Below are 16,135 nucleotides of genomic sequence, written 5' to 3'. Positions count from 1 at the left end.
GTCAGCCGACGGTCTCCATGGTGGGGGAGTCGAGGCGCTGCGGCTGCTCGCGGCGGGAGATCCGCAGCCACACCAGGAAGCCCCAGATCACGAAGCCCGCGTAGACGGCGTACAGGATCGCCGACGGGTAGTAGCCGAAGTGCAGCAGCTCCGGCACCCCGACCAGGTCCACGGCCAGCCAGCACAGCCAGAAGTCCACCCAGCCGCGGGCCATCGCGTAGGTCGCCAGCATCGAGCCGACGAAGATCCAGGAGTCGGCCAGGTAGTACCACCACGGGACCGGGAAGCCGGCGCCGATCGCGCGGAAGACGAAGAAACAGAGCACCACCGCGGCCAGGGCCAGCGGGACGAGGGCCGCCCGCTGCCGGTGCGTCGCCCACCGCGGGACGACCGCCGGGCCGCCGGCCGCGTGCCGGTTCTGCCGCCAGCGCCACCAGCCGTAGACGCTGGTGACGATGAAGAAGACCTGCCGGGACGCCTGCCCGTACAGCGGGGTGCCCTGGTCGTTGCCGAGCGCCTGGCCCAGGAAGACGGTGCACAGCAGCACGTTGCCGACGATGCCGACCGGCCACGCCCAGGCGTTGCGGCGCAGCCCGAACAGCGCCGAGCCGAGCCCGAAGGCGTTGCCGACGATCTCCCGGTAGTAGATCGCCTGGGTGTCGGTGACCTGCCACTTGGCGTCGTAGAACGCGGTGAGCAGCTGATCGAGCCAGTGCATGCCCTGCACCTCCGGGGGACAGAGGTGCACGCCGGGGAGGACCGCGCACGCGGAAAGGCCGAACCGCCCGCGCGCTGCCTCCCATCCGGACTTTCACCGTCGGTCCCGGAATTTCACCGGGTCAACCGGCCGCCGGCTGCGGTCGGGTCGCGGACTGTCACCGCCGGTTCGGAATTGCACCGACCCCGGAGCACGCTGAACGTGTCACTTGCGGTCATCGTAATCCTCCCGGCCGCCGGGCAGCTGTGACCTGCGTCGCGCCTGGACCAGGGCGCTGCGCGCGAGGGTGGCGCCGGGGGCGGCCCGCAGCCGCGCCCCGAGTTCGGCCGCCAGTTCCGGCGCCCGGCCGGCCAGCAGGTCGCGGACCGCGTCGATGATGTCCGGCGCCGACGCCGCGTTCGGGTCCAGGGCCGCGCCCAGGCCGGTGCGCTCGATCGCGGCGGCACCGGCGAACTGGTCCGTCGAGAACGGCAGCACGAGCATCGGCACGCCGCAGGTCAGCGCCTCGGTCACGCTGTTGTTGCCGCCGTGGGTGACCGCCAGCGCGGCCCGGGCCAGCAGCGCCGTCTGCGGCAGCACGTCGCGGACCAGCCAGTCCGCGCCCGGTTGCGGCAGGTCGCGGGCCGAGCCGGTGGCGACCGCCACCCGGACGTCCAGCGAGCGCAGCGCGGTCAGCACGGTGGCCAGCACGTCGCCGCGGGCCGACAGGAAGCTGCCGAAGCTGACGTAGACCAGCGGCCGGTCGTCCGCCTCCAGCCAGGCCCGGATGTCGTCGGGGACCGTCTCGGCGCGGACCGCGGAGCCGAGGAAGACGTGCGGTGGCAGCAGGGCCGTGCGGGCCGGGTCGTGCAGGGCCTCCGGGTAGTTGAACAGCAGCCGGTCGCCGTGCTCGGCGAGCGCGTCGGAGCTCAGCGGGGCGGTCCGGGACAGGCTGCGCAGCGCCACGTTCCATTCGGCGGTGAACGCGTCCCGGACGTCGCGGCAGACCCGGTGCAGCTCGGCCAGCTCGGCGGGCGGCGGGGCGAAGGCGGCCGGCCAGTCCGTCGGGTAGCCGTAGACCTCGCCGCCGACCGGCAGGGCCGAGGGGTGGCCGAGCACCACGTCGGCGTGCGGCACCCGGTCGGCGGTCAGCGCGAGCCGGGCGCTGAACGCGAGGTGGTCGACGATCACCTGGTCCGGGCGGATCGCGGCGACCGTCTCGCGGACCGCGAAACCCCGGCCGACCGGGTCCCAGAGCAGGTCCGCGCGGCGGGCCCGGGCCTGGTAGAGCAGGGTCTGCACCAGGCCGCGCCGGGTGGCGGCGAAGAAGCCGCGCAGCGTCTCGTCCTCGCCGGCCGGCTGCTGCTCGGCCCGGATCACGCCCGGGTTGGAGCCGCGGCCCAGCGGCAGCTCGGTCCACTCGAAGCCGGCCGCCCGGACGATCGGCGCGGTCGCCGGGCCGGTCGCGACGACCACCCGCTCGCCGGCGTCGCGCCACGCGGTGGCCAGGGTGGCGAGCGGGAACAGATGCGAGGCGTAGTCCGGACTGATCACCAGCAGCGTCACGGCTTGCCGTCCTCCTTGGTCACGGTGGTGTAGATGCCGCGCAGGGCCGTGGCCATCGCGCCGACCGTGAACCCGGCGCGGATCCGGTCCCGGGCCCGGGCCACCCGGGCAGCCTGACCCGGCCCGGCTGCAAGATCAAGTCCATCCGCCATGGCCCGGGCGAGATTCTCCGGCCGGCTGGTGTCCACCAGCAGGCCGGTGCGCCCGTGCTCGACGTAGGTCGGCGGCCCGCCGGCGTCCGGGCCGACCACCACCAGCCCGGCGGCGAGGGCCTCCAGCAGGGCCAGGCCGAACTCCTCCTTGAGGCTCGCGCACACGTACAGGCCGCGGCGGTCGCGGGCCAGCGTCAGCCAGCGGGCCACCTCGTCGTTGGGCCGGTGGCCGGACAGGATCAGCCCGGCGGCGGCCGGGCTGCCCCGCAGCAGCTCGGCGATCTGGTCGAGCTGCTCGCGCTCGTCCGGCGACGGGTCGGCCAGGTCCCCGCCGACGATCACCAGGTTGCTGCGCCGCCACAGCTCCGCCTCGCCGGCCCAGGCGCGGACCAGCGTCACCATGCCCTTGACCCGGTGCAGCCGGCCGACGCTGAGCACCGGCGGCAGGTCCCGCCGGTCCGCCGGCAGGGCCGCGACCAGCGTCGCCAGCTCGGCGGGCGCCGCCGCCCCGGCGGCGGCCTCGATGACGGACAGGTCGATGCCCTCGGGCACGACCGTGTAGCGGTCGGGCTCGGCGCCGACGTCGATGCCGACCAGGCGCCGCAGGTCGGCGCGGACCTGCGGGCGGGGGAAGAGCACCACGTGCGCCGCGTCCGCGGTGAGCCGCCGCACCAGGCGGGAGCGGAACCAGAAGTGCTCGCGCTCGTCCATCGCGCCGAAGTCCTCGCGGCTCAGGGCGCCGCTGCGGTCGAGCGCGTCGATCGCCGCGTGCGGGTCCGGGGCCAGGGTGAACACGACCGGGATGCCGAGCCCGGCGGCGGCCTCGGCGGCCGCCAGGCTGCCGACGTCGGCCATCCGCAGGTGCAGCAGGTCGACGCGGTGCGCGCGGAGCAGGCGGCGGATGCCGCGCCGGGCCGCGACCCAGGTGGGCCACGCGTCGGCCGCGCCCACGGCCGGGCTCAGCAACGGTACGGCCGCGAGCTGGTGCCCGGGACGGGCCGGCAACGCGTCGTACCCATCGGCCGCCGTGCCCCGCGACAGCGTGAGCACCCGGGCGATGCCGGGCTCGGCGGCCAGCGCGTCGCCCAGCCGGACCAGCAGCGTGGCGATGCCGCCGTTGTCGCCGGCCCCGGCCCGGCTGAGCTGCCGGTCCAGGTCGGCGTGCAGGAACAGCTGGGCCACGGTCAGGCCCTGCTCCGGTACGGCCGGAGCACCGCCCAGCAGTCCGAGGTCGAAGGCGGCCAGCCGGGCGACGGCACCGAGCTCGCCGTCGGAGGCCAGCAGCTCTCCCACGGTCCGCGCCGCGGCCAGGCTGCCCCGGTGGTCCCCGAGGGCGGCCGCCGCGGCGATCCTGACCGGCAGCGCCTCGGCCGGATCCACGGCGATCTCCCCGACCGCCCGGCCGGCGAGGTCACCGGGGAGCAGCCCGAGCGTCTCCACCAGCCGGGTACGGGCCCCGGCGTCGCGTTCGCCGGCGAGCGCGACCAGCAGCGCGGCGAAGACGGTGACCCCGTGCGGCCCGGCGGTCTCGCCCCACCGGCCGAGCGTGCGCTGGGCGAGCATCCCGGCGAAGCCGCCGCCCGCGACGGCGGCCACCAGCGGGTCGGTCGCGTCGGCCCGGGGCGGCTGCGCCATCAGCGCCCAGGAGGCGTGTTCGCGCAGGAAGGCCCGGGGGTGTCCGAGCAGCTCCGTCAGCACGGTCGCGGCGCCGGGGTCGTCCACCGCGCCGAGGGCGTGCACGGCCGCGATCGCGGTCAGCTCGTCGGTGCCGGCGGTCGCGCCGGCCAGCAGCGGCACCGCCTCCGGCCCGCCGGTGGCGGCCGCGGCGCGCAGGCCGTCGCCCAGCACCTCCACCAGCCGCGGAGCCTGTCGTACGTGCCGCAGTGCCGAGGGCAGAGAAGGGCGCATGCCCGGTCTTCGTCACCGGATGCCCCGGCGGATGCACCGCGGCGCCCGATGAGACCGCGGTCACCCCAGGCCGGCGCAGCTCCGGCCGTTCACCGTGCAGGTGAGCGGCAGGTTGCCGGTGGCGGACCGGGAGAAGTGGAAACGCAGGGCGACCTGGCCGCCGGCGGGCACCGGCACCCCGGACGACCAGACGTAGCCGTCGCCGGAGCGGCGCAGGGTCGCCTGGGGCGCCGACTCCACCCACGAGGTGATCAGGTCGCCGACCGCGGCCGGGAAGCGCAGCTCGACCCGCCAGTCGCTGTCCCGCCCGCCCGCGTTGGCGACCAGCACCTCGCCGATGAACGCGTCGCCGTACGAGTCGATCACCCGGTAACGGCCGCTGACCGGGCCGGGAGCGGGCGCCGGCGCGGTGGTGGTGCGGGCCGGGGTCCGCGACGGGATCCGGGCCGGCGTCCGGGACGGGCGCGTCGAGGTGGGCGCGGTCACCTGCCGGTCGGGTGGCGTGCTCCCGGACGGGGTCACCACCGCCGACGGCGGCCCGGGGGTGAGGGTGGGCACCGGGAGGAAGGGCAGCGCCGGGGGCACGGCGCGCGCTTCGGGCGCGGCGGTGAACCGGGTCGCGGCGATGATCAGCAGCACCACCAGGGCGCACACGCCGAGCACCGTCGGCGCCCAGGGCAGCAGCTCCCGCAGGGCCGGCCCGGTGCGGGCCCGTCCACGCTCCTGGTGCTGTCCCGGGGTAGCCCGCATCGAGGATGAACCCTATCCATATTCCGGCGGTCGGCAACCGGGGTGCGCCGGTCGTAGGGTTTCGGCATGGGTCACGAGGTGTGGGAGGTCGGCGCCGCGTACGAGGCCTATGTCGGCCGTTGGAGCCGTCCGGTCGCCCGGGAGTTCGTCGGGTGGCTGGCCGTGCCCGCCGGCCGGTCCTGGCTGGACGTCGGCTGCGGCCCGGGCGCGCTCACCACGGCCGCGCTGGGCACCGGCCCGGCCCGGGTCACCGGCATCGACCGCTCGCCGGGCTTCCTGGCCGACGCGCGCTCGCGGGTCGGCGGCCCGCGCACCGGGTTCGCCGCCGGTGACGCCCGCGCGCTGCCGCTGCGGGACGGCCTGTTCGACGTGGTGGTCAGCGGGCTGGCCGTCAACTTCGTCCCCGAGCCGCAGCGGGCCGCCGCCGAGTTCGCCCGGGTCACCGCGCCCGGCGGGGTCGCCGCCGCGTACGTCTGGGACTACGGCGAGGGCATGGCGATGATGCGGCACTTCTGGGACGCCGCCGCCGTGCTGGACCCGGCCGCCGCGTCGTACGACGAGGGCCGGCGGTTCACGCTCTGCGCCCCCGGGCCGCTGGCCCAGCTGTGGGCGGGCGCCGGGTTCGCCGAGGTGGCGACCCGGCCGATCGAGGTGCCGACGGTGTTCGCCGATTTCACGGACTACTGGCAGCCGTTCCTCGGTGGGCAGGGCACCGCGCCGGGCTACGTCGCGTCCCTGCCGGAGCAGCAGCGGTCGGCGCTGCGTGAGCTGCTGCGCTCCCGGCTGCCCGCCGAGCCCGACGGGACGATCCGGCTCACCGCCCGCGCCTGGGCGGTCCGCGGCACCACGCGCTGACCATCCGGCCGCGGTCCGCCGACCGGCGGGGCGATGCGCGGCGCCATCCGCTGACCGGTGGAGCGGGCCGCCACCGTTTCGGCGACATTTCCGTCGTGGTACATCGGACGGTTGCCCCGCCATCGTCCGGCCTCTATGGTCGGTATTCATTCCCGCCTCTTTCTTGGCGTTCGCCGCGGGCGATCGTCGAAGCGCTTCGATAACCCTCCGGAACGGCTCCGATCGGGAGAGACACATGCGGAACAGATCCCTCCGGCGTGCCCTGGCCGCGGTTGTGCTCGCGGTGCTGACGGCGCCGTCGGTGCCCGCCGCGGCCGCCGCCGCACCGGCCTACCCGTTCCGGGACCCGGGCCTGGCCCTGGACGCCCGGGTCGCCGACCTGGTCGGCCGGCTCACCCTGGACGAGAAGATCTCGCTGCTGCACCAGTACCAGCCGGCCGTCCCACGGCTCGGGATCGGGCTGTTCAAGGCCGGCACCGAGGCGCTGCACGGGGTGGCCTGGTCCAACGACATCAACGCCGGCGGCGCCCAGGTGCTGGCCCAGGGCACCGTCTTCCCGCAGGCCGTCGGGCTGGCCAGCACCTGGGACCCGGCCCTGCTGCGCCGGGTCGGCGCGGCGGTCGGCGACGAGGCCCGCGGCTACCACGCGCAGAACCCGCGGGTGTTCGGGCTCAACCTGTGGGCGCCGGTGGTGAACCCGCTGCGGGACCCCCGGTGGGGCCGCAACGAGGAGGGCTACTCCGAGGACCCGCTGCTGACCGGCGCGGTCGCCACCGCGTACGGCACCGGGCTGCAGGGTGACGATCCCGACCACCTGAAGACCGCGCCGACGCTCAAGCACTACGCGGCGTACAACAACGAGGCCGGGCGCGACGTCACCTCGTCCAACGTGCCGCAGCGGGTGCTCAACGAGTACGAGCGCCCGGCGTACCGGATCCCGCTGCAGGCGGGCGCCGCAACCGGCGTGATGGCCTCCTACAACCTCATCAACGGCCGGCCGGCCACTGTGGACCCCGACCTGGGCGGGCTGGTCCGGGGCTGGTCGCAGCGGCCGCTGTTCAACGTCAGCGACGCCGGGGCGCCGTACAACCTGACGCGGTCGCAGCAGTACTTCGCCACCCAGCCGGAGGCGGACGCCGCCGTGCTCAAGGCCGGGCTGGACAGCTTCACCGTCGACGACGGCAACGGCACGCCCACCGTGACCGCGGTCAAGGAGGCGCTCGCCCGGGGGCTGCTGGCGGAGTCCGACGTGGACGCGGCGGCCGGGCACGCGCTGAGCATCCGGTTCCGGCTCGGCGAGTTCGACCCGGACGGCGGCCCGTACGCGGCGATCGGCGCGGATGTCATCAACAGCCCGGCGCACCGCGAGCTGGCCCGCGAGACCGCCGGCAAGGCCGCGGTCCTGCTGAAGAACTCCCGCAACGCGCTGCCGCTCAAGCCGGGCGGCAAGGTCGCCGTGGTCGGCCCGCTGGCCGACACGCTCTACACCGACTGGTACGGCGGCAAGCTGCCGTACGAGGTCAGCACGCTGGCCGGCATCCGGGCGCGCGCGGGCAGCGTGACCAGCAGCGACGGCGCCGACCGGATCGCGCTCAAGGACACCGCCACCGGCCGGTACGTGACCGCGACCGGCAGCACCGACGCCGACGCGGTCACCGCCACCGGCGCGACGGCCGGCGCCGCGGCCCAGTTCGACCTGGTCGAGTGGGGCGAGGGCGTCGCCACCCTGCGCAACGTCGGCACCGGCAAGCTGCTCGGCTACAACTGGGGGCCGTTCGTGACCCGCGACGACCAGCCGGCCGGCTGGTTCGTGCAGCAGCAGTTCAAGCTCGAACGGCAGGCCGACGGCAGCTACGTCCTGCACTACGCCGGGTACGAGACCAGGGAGAGCTGGTTCGGCGCGAACACCTACGTCACCGTGGGCGCGGACGGCAGGCTGACGCTGGGCTCCGCCACCGCCGAGGGCGCCGCGCACTTCACCCGCGAGGTGCTCAGCAGCGGCGTCGAGCGGGCCGTCGCCGCCGCCAGGGGCGCCGACGCCGCGGTCGTGGTGGTCGGCAGCAACCCGTTCATCGCCGGCCGGGAGGCCAAGGACCGCACCACGACCGCGCTGGCCGGCAGCCAGCACGCGCTGGTCGAGGCGGTGCTGGCGGCCAACCCGCGGACCACCGTGGTGCTGCAGACCAGCTACCCGGACTCGATCGCCTGGGAGCAGCGGCACGTGCCGGCGATCCTGTGGACCACCCACGCCGGCGCGGAGACCGGACACGCCGTGGCGGACGTGCTGTTCGGCGCCGTCAACCCGGCCGGCCGGGTCACCCAGACCTGGCCGCGCTCGGACGGCCAGCTCCCCGCCGACCTGCTGGACTACGACATCATCAGCTCCGGGCAGACCTACCTCTACAGCAAGCAGCAGCCGCTGTACGCGTTCGGCCACGGGCTCTCCTACACCACGTTCCGCTACTCGCCGCTGCGGGTCCGGGCCACCGGCGCCACGGTGACCGTGCGCCTGGACGTGACCAACACCGGCGCCCGGGCCGGCGACGAGGTGGTCCAGCTCTACAGCCACCAGCGCAGCTCCCGGGTCGCGCAGCCGGTCAAGCAGCTGCGGGCGTTCGAACGGGTGCGCCTCGCGCCCGGCGCCACCCGGACCGTCACGCTGCGGTTCGCGCGCGCCGACCTGGCCCACTGGGACGTCACCCGGGAGCGCTTCGTGGTGGAGAACTCCGTGCACGACCTGCTCGCCGGTGCCTCGTCCGCGGACATCCGGCAACGGGCCACGCTGGCGGTGCGGGGCGAGACCGTCCCGGCCCGGGACCTGACCCGCACGACGCGCGCCGAGAGCTTCGACGCGTACCGGGGGGCTCTGCTGGTGGACGAGAGCAAGGCGCGCGGCACCGCCGTGAGCGGCGGCTGGATCGCGTTCAAGGACGCGCGTCTCGGCCCCGCCTTCACCGCCCGGGTCGCGGGCAGCGGCACCGTGGAGGTCCGGCTGGGCTCACCGACGGGACGGCTGCTCGGCACGGCCACCGTGGCCGGCACCGCGGACAAGTACACCTACGCCACGGCCACAGCGCGGCTGGACCGGGTCGCCGGGCGGCACGACGTCTACCTCGTGCTCGGCGCGGGCGTGCGGCTGGCCACCTTCCGGGCCGGGTGACCGCGCGCGGTCAGTAGGATCGGCAGGCCAGCAGCGACGGACCGGGGGAGGGGCGATGCCGACGATCAGCGATGTCGCCCGGGCGGCGGGCGTGTCGATGAGCACGGTCTCCTACGTGCTCAGCGGCCGCCGGCCGATCTCCGCGGAGACCCAGGCCCGGGTGAAGGCGGCGATCGCCGAGCTGGGCTACTACCCGCACGCCGGCGCCCGCGCGCTGGCCAGCAGCCGCACCAGCGTGCTGGCGCTGGTGGTGCCGCTGCGGGTGGACGTGAGCGTGCCGGTCATCATGCAGTTCGTCACCGCGGTGGTGACCGCCGCCCGCACCTACAACCACGACGTGCTGCTGCTGACCAAGGACGAGGGCACCGCCGGGCTGGAACGGGTGGCCGGCGCCACCATGGTCGACGCGCTGATCGTGATGGACGTGGAGCGCGACGACGTGCGCATCCCGGCGCTGGGCCGGCTCAAGCAGCCGTCGGTGCTGATCGGGCTGCCCGACGACGCGGCCGGCATCGCCTGCGTCGACCTGGATTTCGCCGCCACCGCCGCCGAGTGCCTGCGCCACCTGGCCGGCCACGGGCACCGCCGGATCGCCCTGGTCGGCCCCTCACCCGCGGTGTACGAGCGCGGCACCACCTACGCCTCGCGGTTCCTGACCGGCTTCACCGAGGCGTCGGCGGAGCTGGGCCTGGAGACCGTGGCGCATCCGTGCGGGCCGGGCGCCGCCGGGGTGCGCGAGTGCCTGGCCGAGATCGATGCCGAGCTGCCCGGCGTCTCGGCGCTGGTGGTGCACAACGAGGAGGCGCTGATGCCGCTGCTGGAGGCGCTGCGCGCCGGCGGCCGCCAGGTGCCCGAGGACCTGTCCATCGTGGCGATCTGCCCCCGGGACGTCGCCGTCGGCCTGCCGGTGCGGCTGACCTCGGCCGACATCCCGGCGCACGACGTCGGCACGCTCGCCGTGGAGACCGCGATGAACCTGCTCGACGGCCGCCGCACGCCGGGCACCCGGCTGCTGCCGCCGACGATCGTCGAGCGGGACAGCTGCTCTTCCCGCGGCTGAGGAAATCCCCCCGTCACACTGTTGACATCTGGGCGAGCCGTTCCCTAGCGTCTGCCCCAGCCCCATCGTCGAAGCGCTTCGACACTCAATCGGGTTCTTCGTCGAAGCGCTTCGACGATACCGGTCACCCCTGGGAGGACGGCATGGTCAGATCCCGATCGACCCTCGCCGTGGGCGCGCTGCTGCTGGCGGCGTCCCTCGGCCTTACCGCGTGCAGCGACTCCGGCTCCGGCGCCGATGAGGGCGCCGACGCCAAGACCTTGACCCTCTGGCACTACGAGGGCCCCACCAGCGCCATGGGCGTCGCCTGGGCCAAGGCGATCGAGCTGTTCAAGGCGAGCCACCCCGGCGTCGAGGTGAAGTTCGAGGAGAAGAGCTTCGAGCAGATCCAGCAGAACGCCGGCATGATCCTCAACTCCGACAGCACCCCGGACATCCTGGAGTACAACAAGGGCAACGCCACCGCCGGCCTGCTGAGCAAGCAGGGCCTGCTCACCGACCTCACCGAGGAGTCGGGTAAGCGCGGCTGGGACGCCAAACTCAGCCCGAGCCTGCAGACCACCACCAAGTACGACGACGACGGCATCATGGGCAGCGGCAAGACCTTCGGCGTGCCCAACTACGGCGAGTACGTGATGGTCTACTACAACAAGGACCTGTTCACCAAGCACAAGGTCGCCGTGCCCACCACGCTGGCCGAGTTCGAGTCGGCGATGGACACCTTCACCAAGGCCGGCGTCACGCCGCTGTCGGTCGGCGGCGCCGAGTACCCGGCCCAGCAGATCTTCTACGAGCTGGCGCTGTCCAAGGCCAACCGGGCCTTCGTGGACGACTACCAGCTCTACAAGAACAAGGTCAACTTCCAGGGCCCCGAGCTCACCTACGGCGCGCAGACCTTCGCCGACTGGGTGAAGAAGGGCTACATCGCCAAGAACTCCGCCGGCATCAAGGCCGAGGACATGGGCGTGGCGTTCACCCAGGGCAAGTTCCCGATCATGATCTCCGGCTCCTGGTGGTACGGCCGGTTCGCCACCGAGATCAAGGACTTCCAGTGGGGCACGTTCCTGTTCCCCGGCAACACCCTGCACCCGGGCTCCAGCGGCAACCTCTGGGTGGTGCCGACCAAGAGCAAGGCCAAGAGCCTGGCGTACGACTTCATCGACATCACCATGCAGCCCGAGGTGCAGAACCTGCTCGGCAACAACGGCGGGGTCCCGGTGGCGGCGGACGCGGCGGCGATCACCGACGCGAAGAACAAGGAACTCATCGACAACTTTGCCAGGATCTCGTCGAGTGACGGGCTGGCGTTCTACCCCGACTGGCCCGCGCCGGGCTACTACGACGTCATGGTCGGCGGCGTGCAGGGGCTGATCAACGGTTCCAAGACCCCGCAGCAGATGCTCGACGAGGTCGCCAAGCCGTACCAGGACAACCTCACCGACCTGGGCAAATGAGCCGGCAGGGAGGCCGGCACGGCGCCGGGTTCGGGTGGTATCTGGTCCCGGGGGTGCTGGCCTCCCTCGCGGTGATCGTGGTGCCGCTGGTGATGACCGTCGGCATCAGCTTCACCCGCTGGTCCGGCATCGGCGATCCGGAGTGGATCGGCGTCGACAACTACACCCGGCTGTTCCACGACGAGCGGTTCTGGGCCTCGTTCGGGCACATCATCCTGCTGATCCTGGCGATGGCGGTGATACCGACGCTGCTCGGGCTGCTGCTCGCGGCGGTGCTGTTCGACTACATCGCCAAGATCTTCGGGCCGCGCTGGGCCAGCGTGTTCCGCTCCGGCTTCTACCTGCCGCAGGTGCTGCCGGTCGCGGTGACCGGCATCGTCTGGGGCTGGATCCTGCACCCCAGCTACGGCGCGCTGAACCGGATCCTGGACACCGTCGGGCTCTCCTCGCTGGGCCGCAACTGGCTCGGCGACCCGAAGTACGCGCTCTACAGCGTGATGGCCGTGATGATCTGGTTCCAGCTCGGCTACCCGGTGGTCATGTTCATGTCCGGCCTGCAGCGCATCGACCCCGAGCTCTACGAGGCCGCCGACCTGGACGGGGCCGGCTGGTGGCAGCGGTTCCGGCACATCACCGTGTACCTGATCCGGCCGGAGTTCTACGTGGTGCTGGTGACCACCACCATCGCCGCGCTGAAGATCTTCGGGCAGATCTTCGTGCTGACCCGGGGCGGGCCGAGCAACGCCACCCTGGTGCCGTCGTACTTCGCCTGGCAGAACTTCTTCCAGAAGGCCCAGGTCGGGTACGGCTCGGCGATCTCCACCGTGCTGACGGTGCTGATCGTGGTGCTGGCCTTCGTGTTCCTGCGCCTGCAGAACCGTGGTCAGGATGCGTAGGTACCCGGCACGCTACGTCGTGCTCATCGTGCTGATCATCCTGCTGCTGCTCGTGGTGGCGCCGCTGCTGGTGGTCGCGCTCAACGCGGTCAAGAGCCCGGCCGACTACGCCAGCAACGGGCCGCTGTCGATCCCCAGGTCGCTGCACTGGGACGGCATCGTCGACTTCTGGCAGCGTGTCGACTTCAGCCGCAAGCTCTGGAACAGCTTCATCACCAGCGCGGTCGTCTCGGTGCTGGCGGTGATCCTGTCGGTCTTCAACGCGTACGCGCTGGGCATCGGCCGGGTCCGCGGCCGGGTCTGGTTCCTGGTGTTCTTCCTGGTCGCCAACCTGCTGCCGCAGGAGGTGCTGGTCTACCCGCTGTACTACCTGTCCAAGAGCCTGCACCTGTACGACAGCCTGTTCTCGATCATCATCATCTTCACGGTGATCCAGAGCGCGTTCGGCACGTATCTGCTCTCCTCGGTCTACGCCGAGTTCCCGACCGAGCTGCTGGACGCCGCCGCGGTCGACGGCGCCGGCCGCTTCCGGACGCTGTGGCGGGTCGTCGTGCCGGTCAGCAAGCCGACGCTGGCGGTGCTGTTCACGTTCTTCTTCATCTGGACGTGGAACGAGTTCTTCCTGCCGCTGGTCTTCCTGATCTCCAACGCCAACCAGACCGTGCCGGTCGCGCTCGGCGTGCTGCAGGGCGACCGGCAGATGGACGCCACCACGACCAGCGCCTCGGCGCTGATCGGCATCCTGCCCGCGATGCTGTTCTTCCTCCTCTTCCAGCGCACTCTCACCCGCGGCATCACTGCCGGCGCAATCAAGTAAAGGACGCTGTGTATGAAGTTCACAGACGGCTACTGGCGCAAGCGTGACGGCCTCACCGTGCTGCACCCCGTCCAGCTCCAGGACACCTCGGCGGGTACGACGTCGCTGACGGCCTACGCCTCGGCCAAGCGGGTGCAGGGGCGCGGGGACACCCTGGACGCGCCGATCATCACCGTCGAGCTCAGCGCGCCGGCGCCCGACGTCGTCCGGGTGTCGATCAGCCACTTCGCGGGCGCTCAGCGCCGTACCCCGGAATTTGAGATCTTCGCCGAGCCGGACTTCCGGCCGGAGATCTCGTCGCGGTCGCTGGTCTCCGGAGCGCTCACCGCGCGTTTCGCCGAAGGCGACGCCTGGGGCCTGGAGTTCCGGGCCGGCGGCAAGCGGCTGACCCGCAGCGGCTGGAAGGGCATGGGCGTCGTCGACACCGCCGACGGCGAGCACTACGTGCACGAGCAGCTCGACCTGGGCGTGGGCGAGGCGGTCTACGGGCTCGGCGAGCGGTTCGGGCCGCTGGTCAAGAACGGTCAGACCGTCGACATCTGGAACGAGGACGGCGGCACCAGCAGCGAGCAGGCCTACAAGAACGTGCCGTTCTACCTGACCAACCGCGGCTACGGCGTGCTGGTCGACCACCCCGGCAAGGTGTCCTTCGAGGTCGGCTCCGAGCTGGTCGGGCGCACCCAGTTCAGCGTCGCCGGGCAGTCGCTGTCCTACCTGGTCATCTACGGGCCGACGCCGGCGGACATCCTGCGCAAGTACACCGCCCTGACCGGGCGGCCCGCGCTGCCGCCGGCCTGGTCGTTCGGGCTGTGGCTGACCACGTCCTTCACCACCTCGTACGACGAGGAGACGGTGACGAGTTTCGTGGACGGGATGGCCGAGCGGGACCTGCCGCTGAGCGTGTTCCACTTCGACACGTTCTGGATGCGCGAGTTCAGCTGGTGCGACTTCGAGTGGGACGCGCGGATCTTCCCCGACCCGCCGGGCATGCTCAAGCGGCTGCACGACCGGGGGCTGCGCACCTGCGTGTGGATCAACCCGTACATCGCGCAGCGGTCGTCGCTGTTCGCCGAGGGGATGCGGGCCGGCTACCTGGTGCGCAAGCCGGACGGCGACGTGTGGCAGTGGGACCGGTGGCAGGCCGGCATGGCGCTGGTCGACTTCACCAACCCCGAGGCCTGCGCCTGGTACGCCGGCAAGCTGCGCACGCTGCTGGAGATGGGGGTGGACGCGTTCAAGTCCGACTTCGGCGAGCGCATCCCGCTCGAGGTGGTCTGGCACGACGGCTCGGACCCGGAACGGATGCACAACTACTACACCCAGCTGTACAACAAGGTGGTCTTCGACGTGCTGCGCGAGCACCGCGGCGAGGGCGAGGCGGTGGTGTTCGCCCGTTCGGCGACCGTGGGCGGCCAGCAGTTCCCGGTGCACTGGGGCGGCGACAACTCGTCCACGTACGAGTCGATGGCCGAGAGCCTGCGCGGCGGGCTGTCGCTGGCGGCGTCCGGGTTCGGCTTCTGGAGCCATGACATCGGCGGCTTCGAGGGGCTGCCGGACCCGGCGGTGTTCAAGCGGTGGATCCCGTTCGGGCTGCTCTCCTCGCACAGCCGGCTGCACGGCAACCAGACGTACCGGGTGCCGTGGCTGTTCGACTCCGAAGCCGTGGACGTGCTGCGGTCGTTCACCCGGCTCAAGAACTCGCTGATGCCGTACCTGTTCGCCGCCGCCGAGCGGGCGCACCACGAGGGCCTGCCGGTGATGCGGCCGATGGTCTTCGGCTGGCCGGACGACCCGGCCGTGACCCACCTGGACCGGCAGTACCTGCTCGGCGACTCGCTGCTGGTGGCGCCGGTGTTCAGCGAGTCCGGGGAGACGTCGTACTACGTGCCGGCCGGGCGCTGGACGCGGTACCTGACCGGGGAGATCGTCGAGGGGCCGGGCTGGGTGCACGAGACCCACGGCTTCGACGGCGTGCCGCTGCTGGTGCGGCCGGACTCGGTGGTGCCGGTCGGCGCGCGGGTGGACCGGCCGGACTACGACTACCGGGACGGGATCACGCTGCGGTTGTTCGAGCCGGCCGAGGGCAGCCGGACCGTGACCGTGGCCGGGTCCACCTTCGAGGTCACCCGGCAGGGCGCGACCGTCCGGGTGACCCGCTCGGGCGCGGCGTTGCCGTGGCAGGTCCAGGCCGGCGACACGGTGGTCGCGGTGGCCGCCGGCGAGACCGGCTGCGAGCTAACCCTGCCGTAGCTGGCGGATGCCGTCGATGGCGAGGCCGAGCAGCCGCTCGGCCTCGCTGCCGTCGGCGCCCGGGCGGTGCTCGACGGTCATCGAGATCGCCACCACCAGCGTCAGCAGGTCACCGATCGACACCTCGGCGCGGACCGCGCCGGCCCGGCGGGCCCGGGTCAGCAGCACGTCGCCTGCCTCGGCCATCATCAGGTGGCAGGCGTTGTCGGTGCCCGGCACCAGCGACGACGCCAGGCCCCGGGTGCCGGCCACGGAGGCGCCCACCGAGCGCAGCCAGCCGGTCAGCGCGGTGCCCGGCTCGGCGCTGCCTGCGGACTCCCGGGCCTGCCGGCAGAGCGCCTCGACCCGGTCGTGGAAGACCGCGGTGAGCAGGGCCTGCCGGGACGGGAAGTGCCGGTGCAGGGTGGCCGAGCCGACCCCGGCCCGCCGGGCGATCTCCTCCAGCGAGGCCTCGGCGCCTTCGCGCGCGAAGGCCTCCGCCGCCGCCGCGACCAGCTGGTCGTAGTTGCGGGCGGCGTCCGCTCGTCTCGGTCGCATACCTCACCCTGCCTAACCGGGGTATCCCTCCGT

Annotated in this window: 12 protein-coding genes and 1 riboswitch; of the genes, 7 read left to right on the top strand and 5 right to left on the bottom strand. The window is 73.0% G+C overall.

The features are described 5' to 3' along the window. Position 1: 1 nt before the first annotated feature. From ACIBQZ_RS15195 to ACIBQZ_RS15180, 4 genes are all read right to left on the bottom strand, one after another. Positions 2–718 (bottom strand): nicotinamide riboside transporter PnuC, encoded by a 717-nt coding sequence (locus tag ACIBQZ_RS15195; RefSeq protein WP_396089206.1) that lies wholly within the window; start codon positions 716–718, stop codon positions 2–4. 67 nt (positions 719–785) lie between these two features. Continuing rightward, a riboswitch (FMN riboswitch) is annotated at positions 786–916 on the bottom strand. A gap of 6 nt (positions 917–922) precedes the next feature. After that, entirely contained in the window at positions 923–2,263 is a 1,341-nt protein-coding gene (locus ACIBQZ_RS15190) for a glycosyltransferase (RefSeq protein WP_396089205.1), read from the bottom strand. Next, the gene (locus ACIBQZ_RS15185) at positions 2,260–4,323 is read right to left on the bottom strand and encodes a glycosyltransferase (RefSeq protein WP_396089204.1); all 2,064 of its coding nucleotides are present in this window, start codon (positions 4,321–4,323) and stop codon (positions 2,260–2,262) included. The genes ACIBQZ_RS15190 and ACIBQZ_RS15185 overlap by 4 nt, the downstream gene beginning before the upstream one ends. 60 nt (positions 4,324–4,383) lie before the next feature. Continuing rightward, complete coding sequence (locus ACIBQZ_RS15180; RefSeq protein WP_396089203.1) at positions 4,384–5,073, bottom strand: hypothetical protein; 690 nt, start codon at positions 5,071–5,073, stop codon at positions 4,384–4,386. A gap of 66 nt (positions 5,074–5,139) precedes the next feature. Between ACIBQZ_RS15180 and ACIBQZ_RS15175 the strand changes: the two genes are divergently transcribed. The 7 genes from ACIBQZ_RS15175 (at position 5,140) to yicI (ending at position 15,565) form a co-directional block, all read left to right on the top strand. Then, positions 5,140–5,928 carry a class I SAM-dependent methyltransferase gene (locus tag ACIBQZ_RS15175; protein ID WP_396089202.1) on the top strand — a complete coding sequence of 263 codons (789 nt, stop codon included), beginning with the start codon at positions 5,140–5,142 and terminating at the stop codon, positions 5,926–5,928. Between the two features lie 235 nt (positions 5,929–6,163). Beyond that, positions 6,164–9,088 carry a glycoside hydrolase family 3 C-terminal domain-containing protein gene (locus ACIBQZ_RS15170; protein ID WP_396089201.1) on the top strand — a complete coding sequence of 975 codons (2,925 nt, stop codon included), beginning with the start codon at positions 6,164–6,166 and terminating at the stop codon, positions 9,086–9,088. 55 nt (positions 9,089–9,143) lie between these two features. Beyond that, a complete protein-coding gene (locus ACIBQZ_RS15165; protein WP_396089200.1) occupies positions 9,144–10,148 on the top strand; it encodes a LacI family DNA-binding transcriptional regulator in 1,005 nt (334 codons plus the stop codon). A 143-nt stretch (positions 10,149–10,291) separates the two neighbouring features. Beyond that, positions 10,292–11,602, top strand: coding sequence for an ABC transporter substrate-binding protein (locus ACIBQZ_RS15160; RefSeq protein WP_396089199.1), 1,311 nt, complete (start codon positions 10,292–10,294; stop codon positions 11,600–11,602). Further along, positions 11,599–12,498, top strand: a complete 900-nt coding sequence (locus ACIBQZ_RS15155; protein WP_396089198.1) for a carbohydrate ABC transporter permease — start codon at positions 11,599–11,601, stop codon at positions 12,496–12,498. Before ACIBQZ_RS15160 ends, ACIBQZ_RS15155 begins: the two co-directional genes overlap by 4 nt. Further along, a complete protein-coding gene (locus ACIBQZ_RS15150; protein WP_396089197.1) occupies positions 12,491–13,315 on the top strand; it encodes a carbohydrate ABC transporter permease in 825 nt (274 codons plus the stop codon). Before ACIBQZ_RS15155 ends, ACIBQZ_RS15150 begins: the two co-directional genes overlap by 8 nt. 12 nt (positions 13,316–13,327) lie before the next feature. Beyond that, positions 13,328–15,565, top strand: a complete 2,238-nt coding sequence (gene yicI / locus ACIBQZ_RS15145) for an alpha-xylosidase (protein WP_396089196.1) — start codon at positions 13,328–13,330, stop codon at positions 15,563–15,565. On the opposite strand, the gene ACIBQZ_RS15140 is transcribed toward yicI, so the two are convergent. Further along, positions 15,551–16,102 carry a TetR/AcrR family transcriptional regulator gene (locus ACIBQZ_RS15140; protein WP_396089195.1) on the bottom strand — a complete coding sequence of 184 codons (552 nt, stop codon included), beginning with the start codon at positions 16,100–16,102 and terminating at the stop codon, positions 15,551–15,553. The genes yicI and ACIBQZ_RS15140 overlap by 15 nt on opposite strands. Positions 16,103–16,135 lie beyond the last annotated feature (33 nt).

Source organism: Actinoplanes sp. NPDC049599 (assembly GCF_044465625.1).
In the GTDB taxonomy this organism is placed as follows: Bacteria; Actinomycetota; Actinomycetes; order Mycobacteriales; family Micromonosporaceae; genus Actinoplanes.
The sequence above is the reverse complement of the archived record's forward strand: the minus strand, read 5'-3'. Positions and strand labels throughout refer to the sequence as shown.

What these genes read in the sequence shown, in the direction of transcription:
- ACIBQZ_RS15195 (WP_396089206.1), bottom strand. Translation starts at nt 718, where the DNA reads ATGCACTGGCTCGATCAGCTGCTCACCGCGTTCTACGACGCCAAGTGG.
- ACIBQZ_RS15185 (WP_396089204.1), bottom strand. Translation starts at nt 4,323, where the DNA reads ATGCGCCCTTCTCTGCCCTCGGCACTGCGGCACGTACGACAGGCTCCG.
- ACIBQZ_RS15180 (WP_396089203.1), bottom strand. Translation starts at nt 5,073, where the DNA reads ATGCGGGCTACCCCGGGACAGCACCAGGAGCGTGGACGGGCCCGCACC.
- ACIBQZ_RS15175 (WP_396089202.1), top strand. Translation starts at nt 5,140, where the DNA reads ATGGGTCACGAGGTGTGGGAGGTCGGCGCCGCGTACGAGGCCTATGTC.
- ACIBQZ_RS15170 (WP_396089201.1), top strand. Translation starts at nt 6,164, where the DNA reads ATGCGGAACAGATCCCTCCGGCGTGCCCTGGCCGCGGTTGTGCTCGCG.
- ACIBQZ_RS15165 (WP_396089200.1), top strand. Translation starts at nt 9,144, where the DNA reads ATGCCGACGATCAGCGATGTCGCCCGGGCGGCGGGCGTGTCGATGAGC.
- ACIBQZ_RS15160 (WP_396089199.1), top strand. Translation starts at nt 10,292, where the DNA reads ATGGTCAGATCCCGATCGACCCTCGCCGTGGGCGCGCTGCTGCTGGCG.
- ACIBQZ_RS15155 (WP_396089198.1), top strand. Translation starts at nt 11,599, where the DNA reads ATGAGCCGGCAGGGAGGCCGGCACGGCGCCGGGTTCGGGTGGTATCTG.
- ACIBQZ_RS15150 (WP_396089197.1), top strand. Translation starts at nt 12,491, where the DNA reads ATGCGTAGGTACCCGGCACGCTACGTCGTGCTCATCGTGCTGATCATC.
- yicI (WP_396089196.1), top strand. Translation starts at nt 13,328, where the DNA reads ATGAAGTTCACAGACGGCTACTGGCGCAAGCGTGACGGCCTCACCGTG.
- ACIBQZ_RS15140 (WP_396089195.1), bottom strand. Translation starts at nt 16,102, where the DNA reads ATGCGACCGAGACGAGCGGACGCCGCCCGCAACTACGACCAGCTGGTC.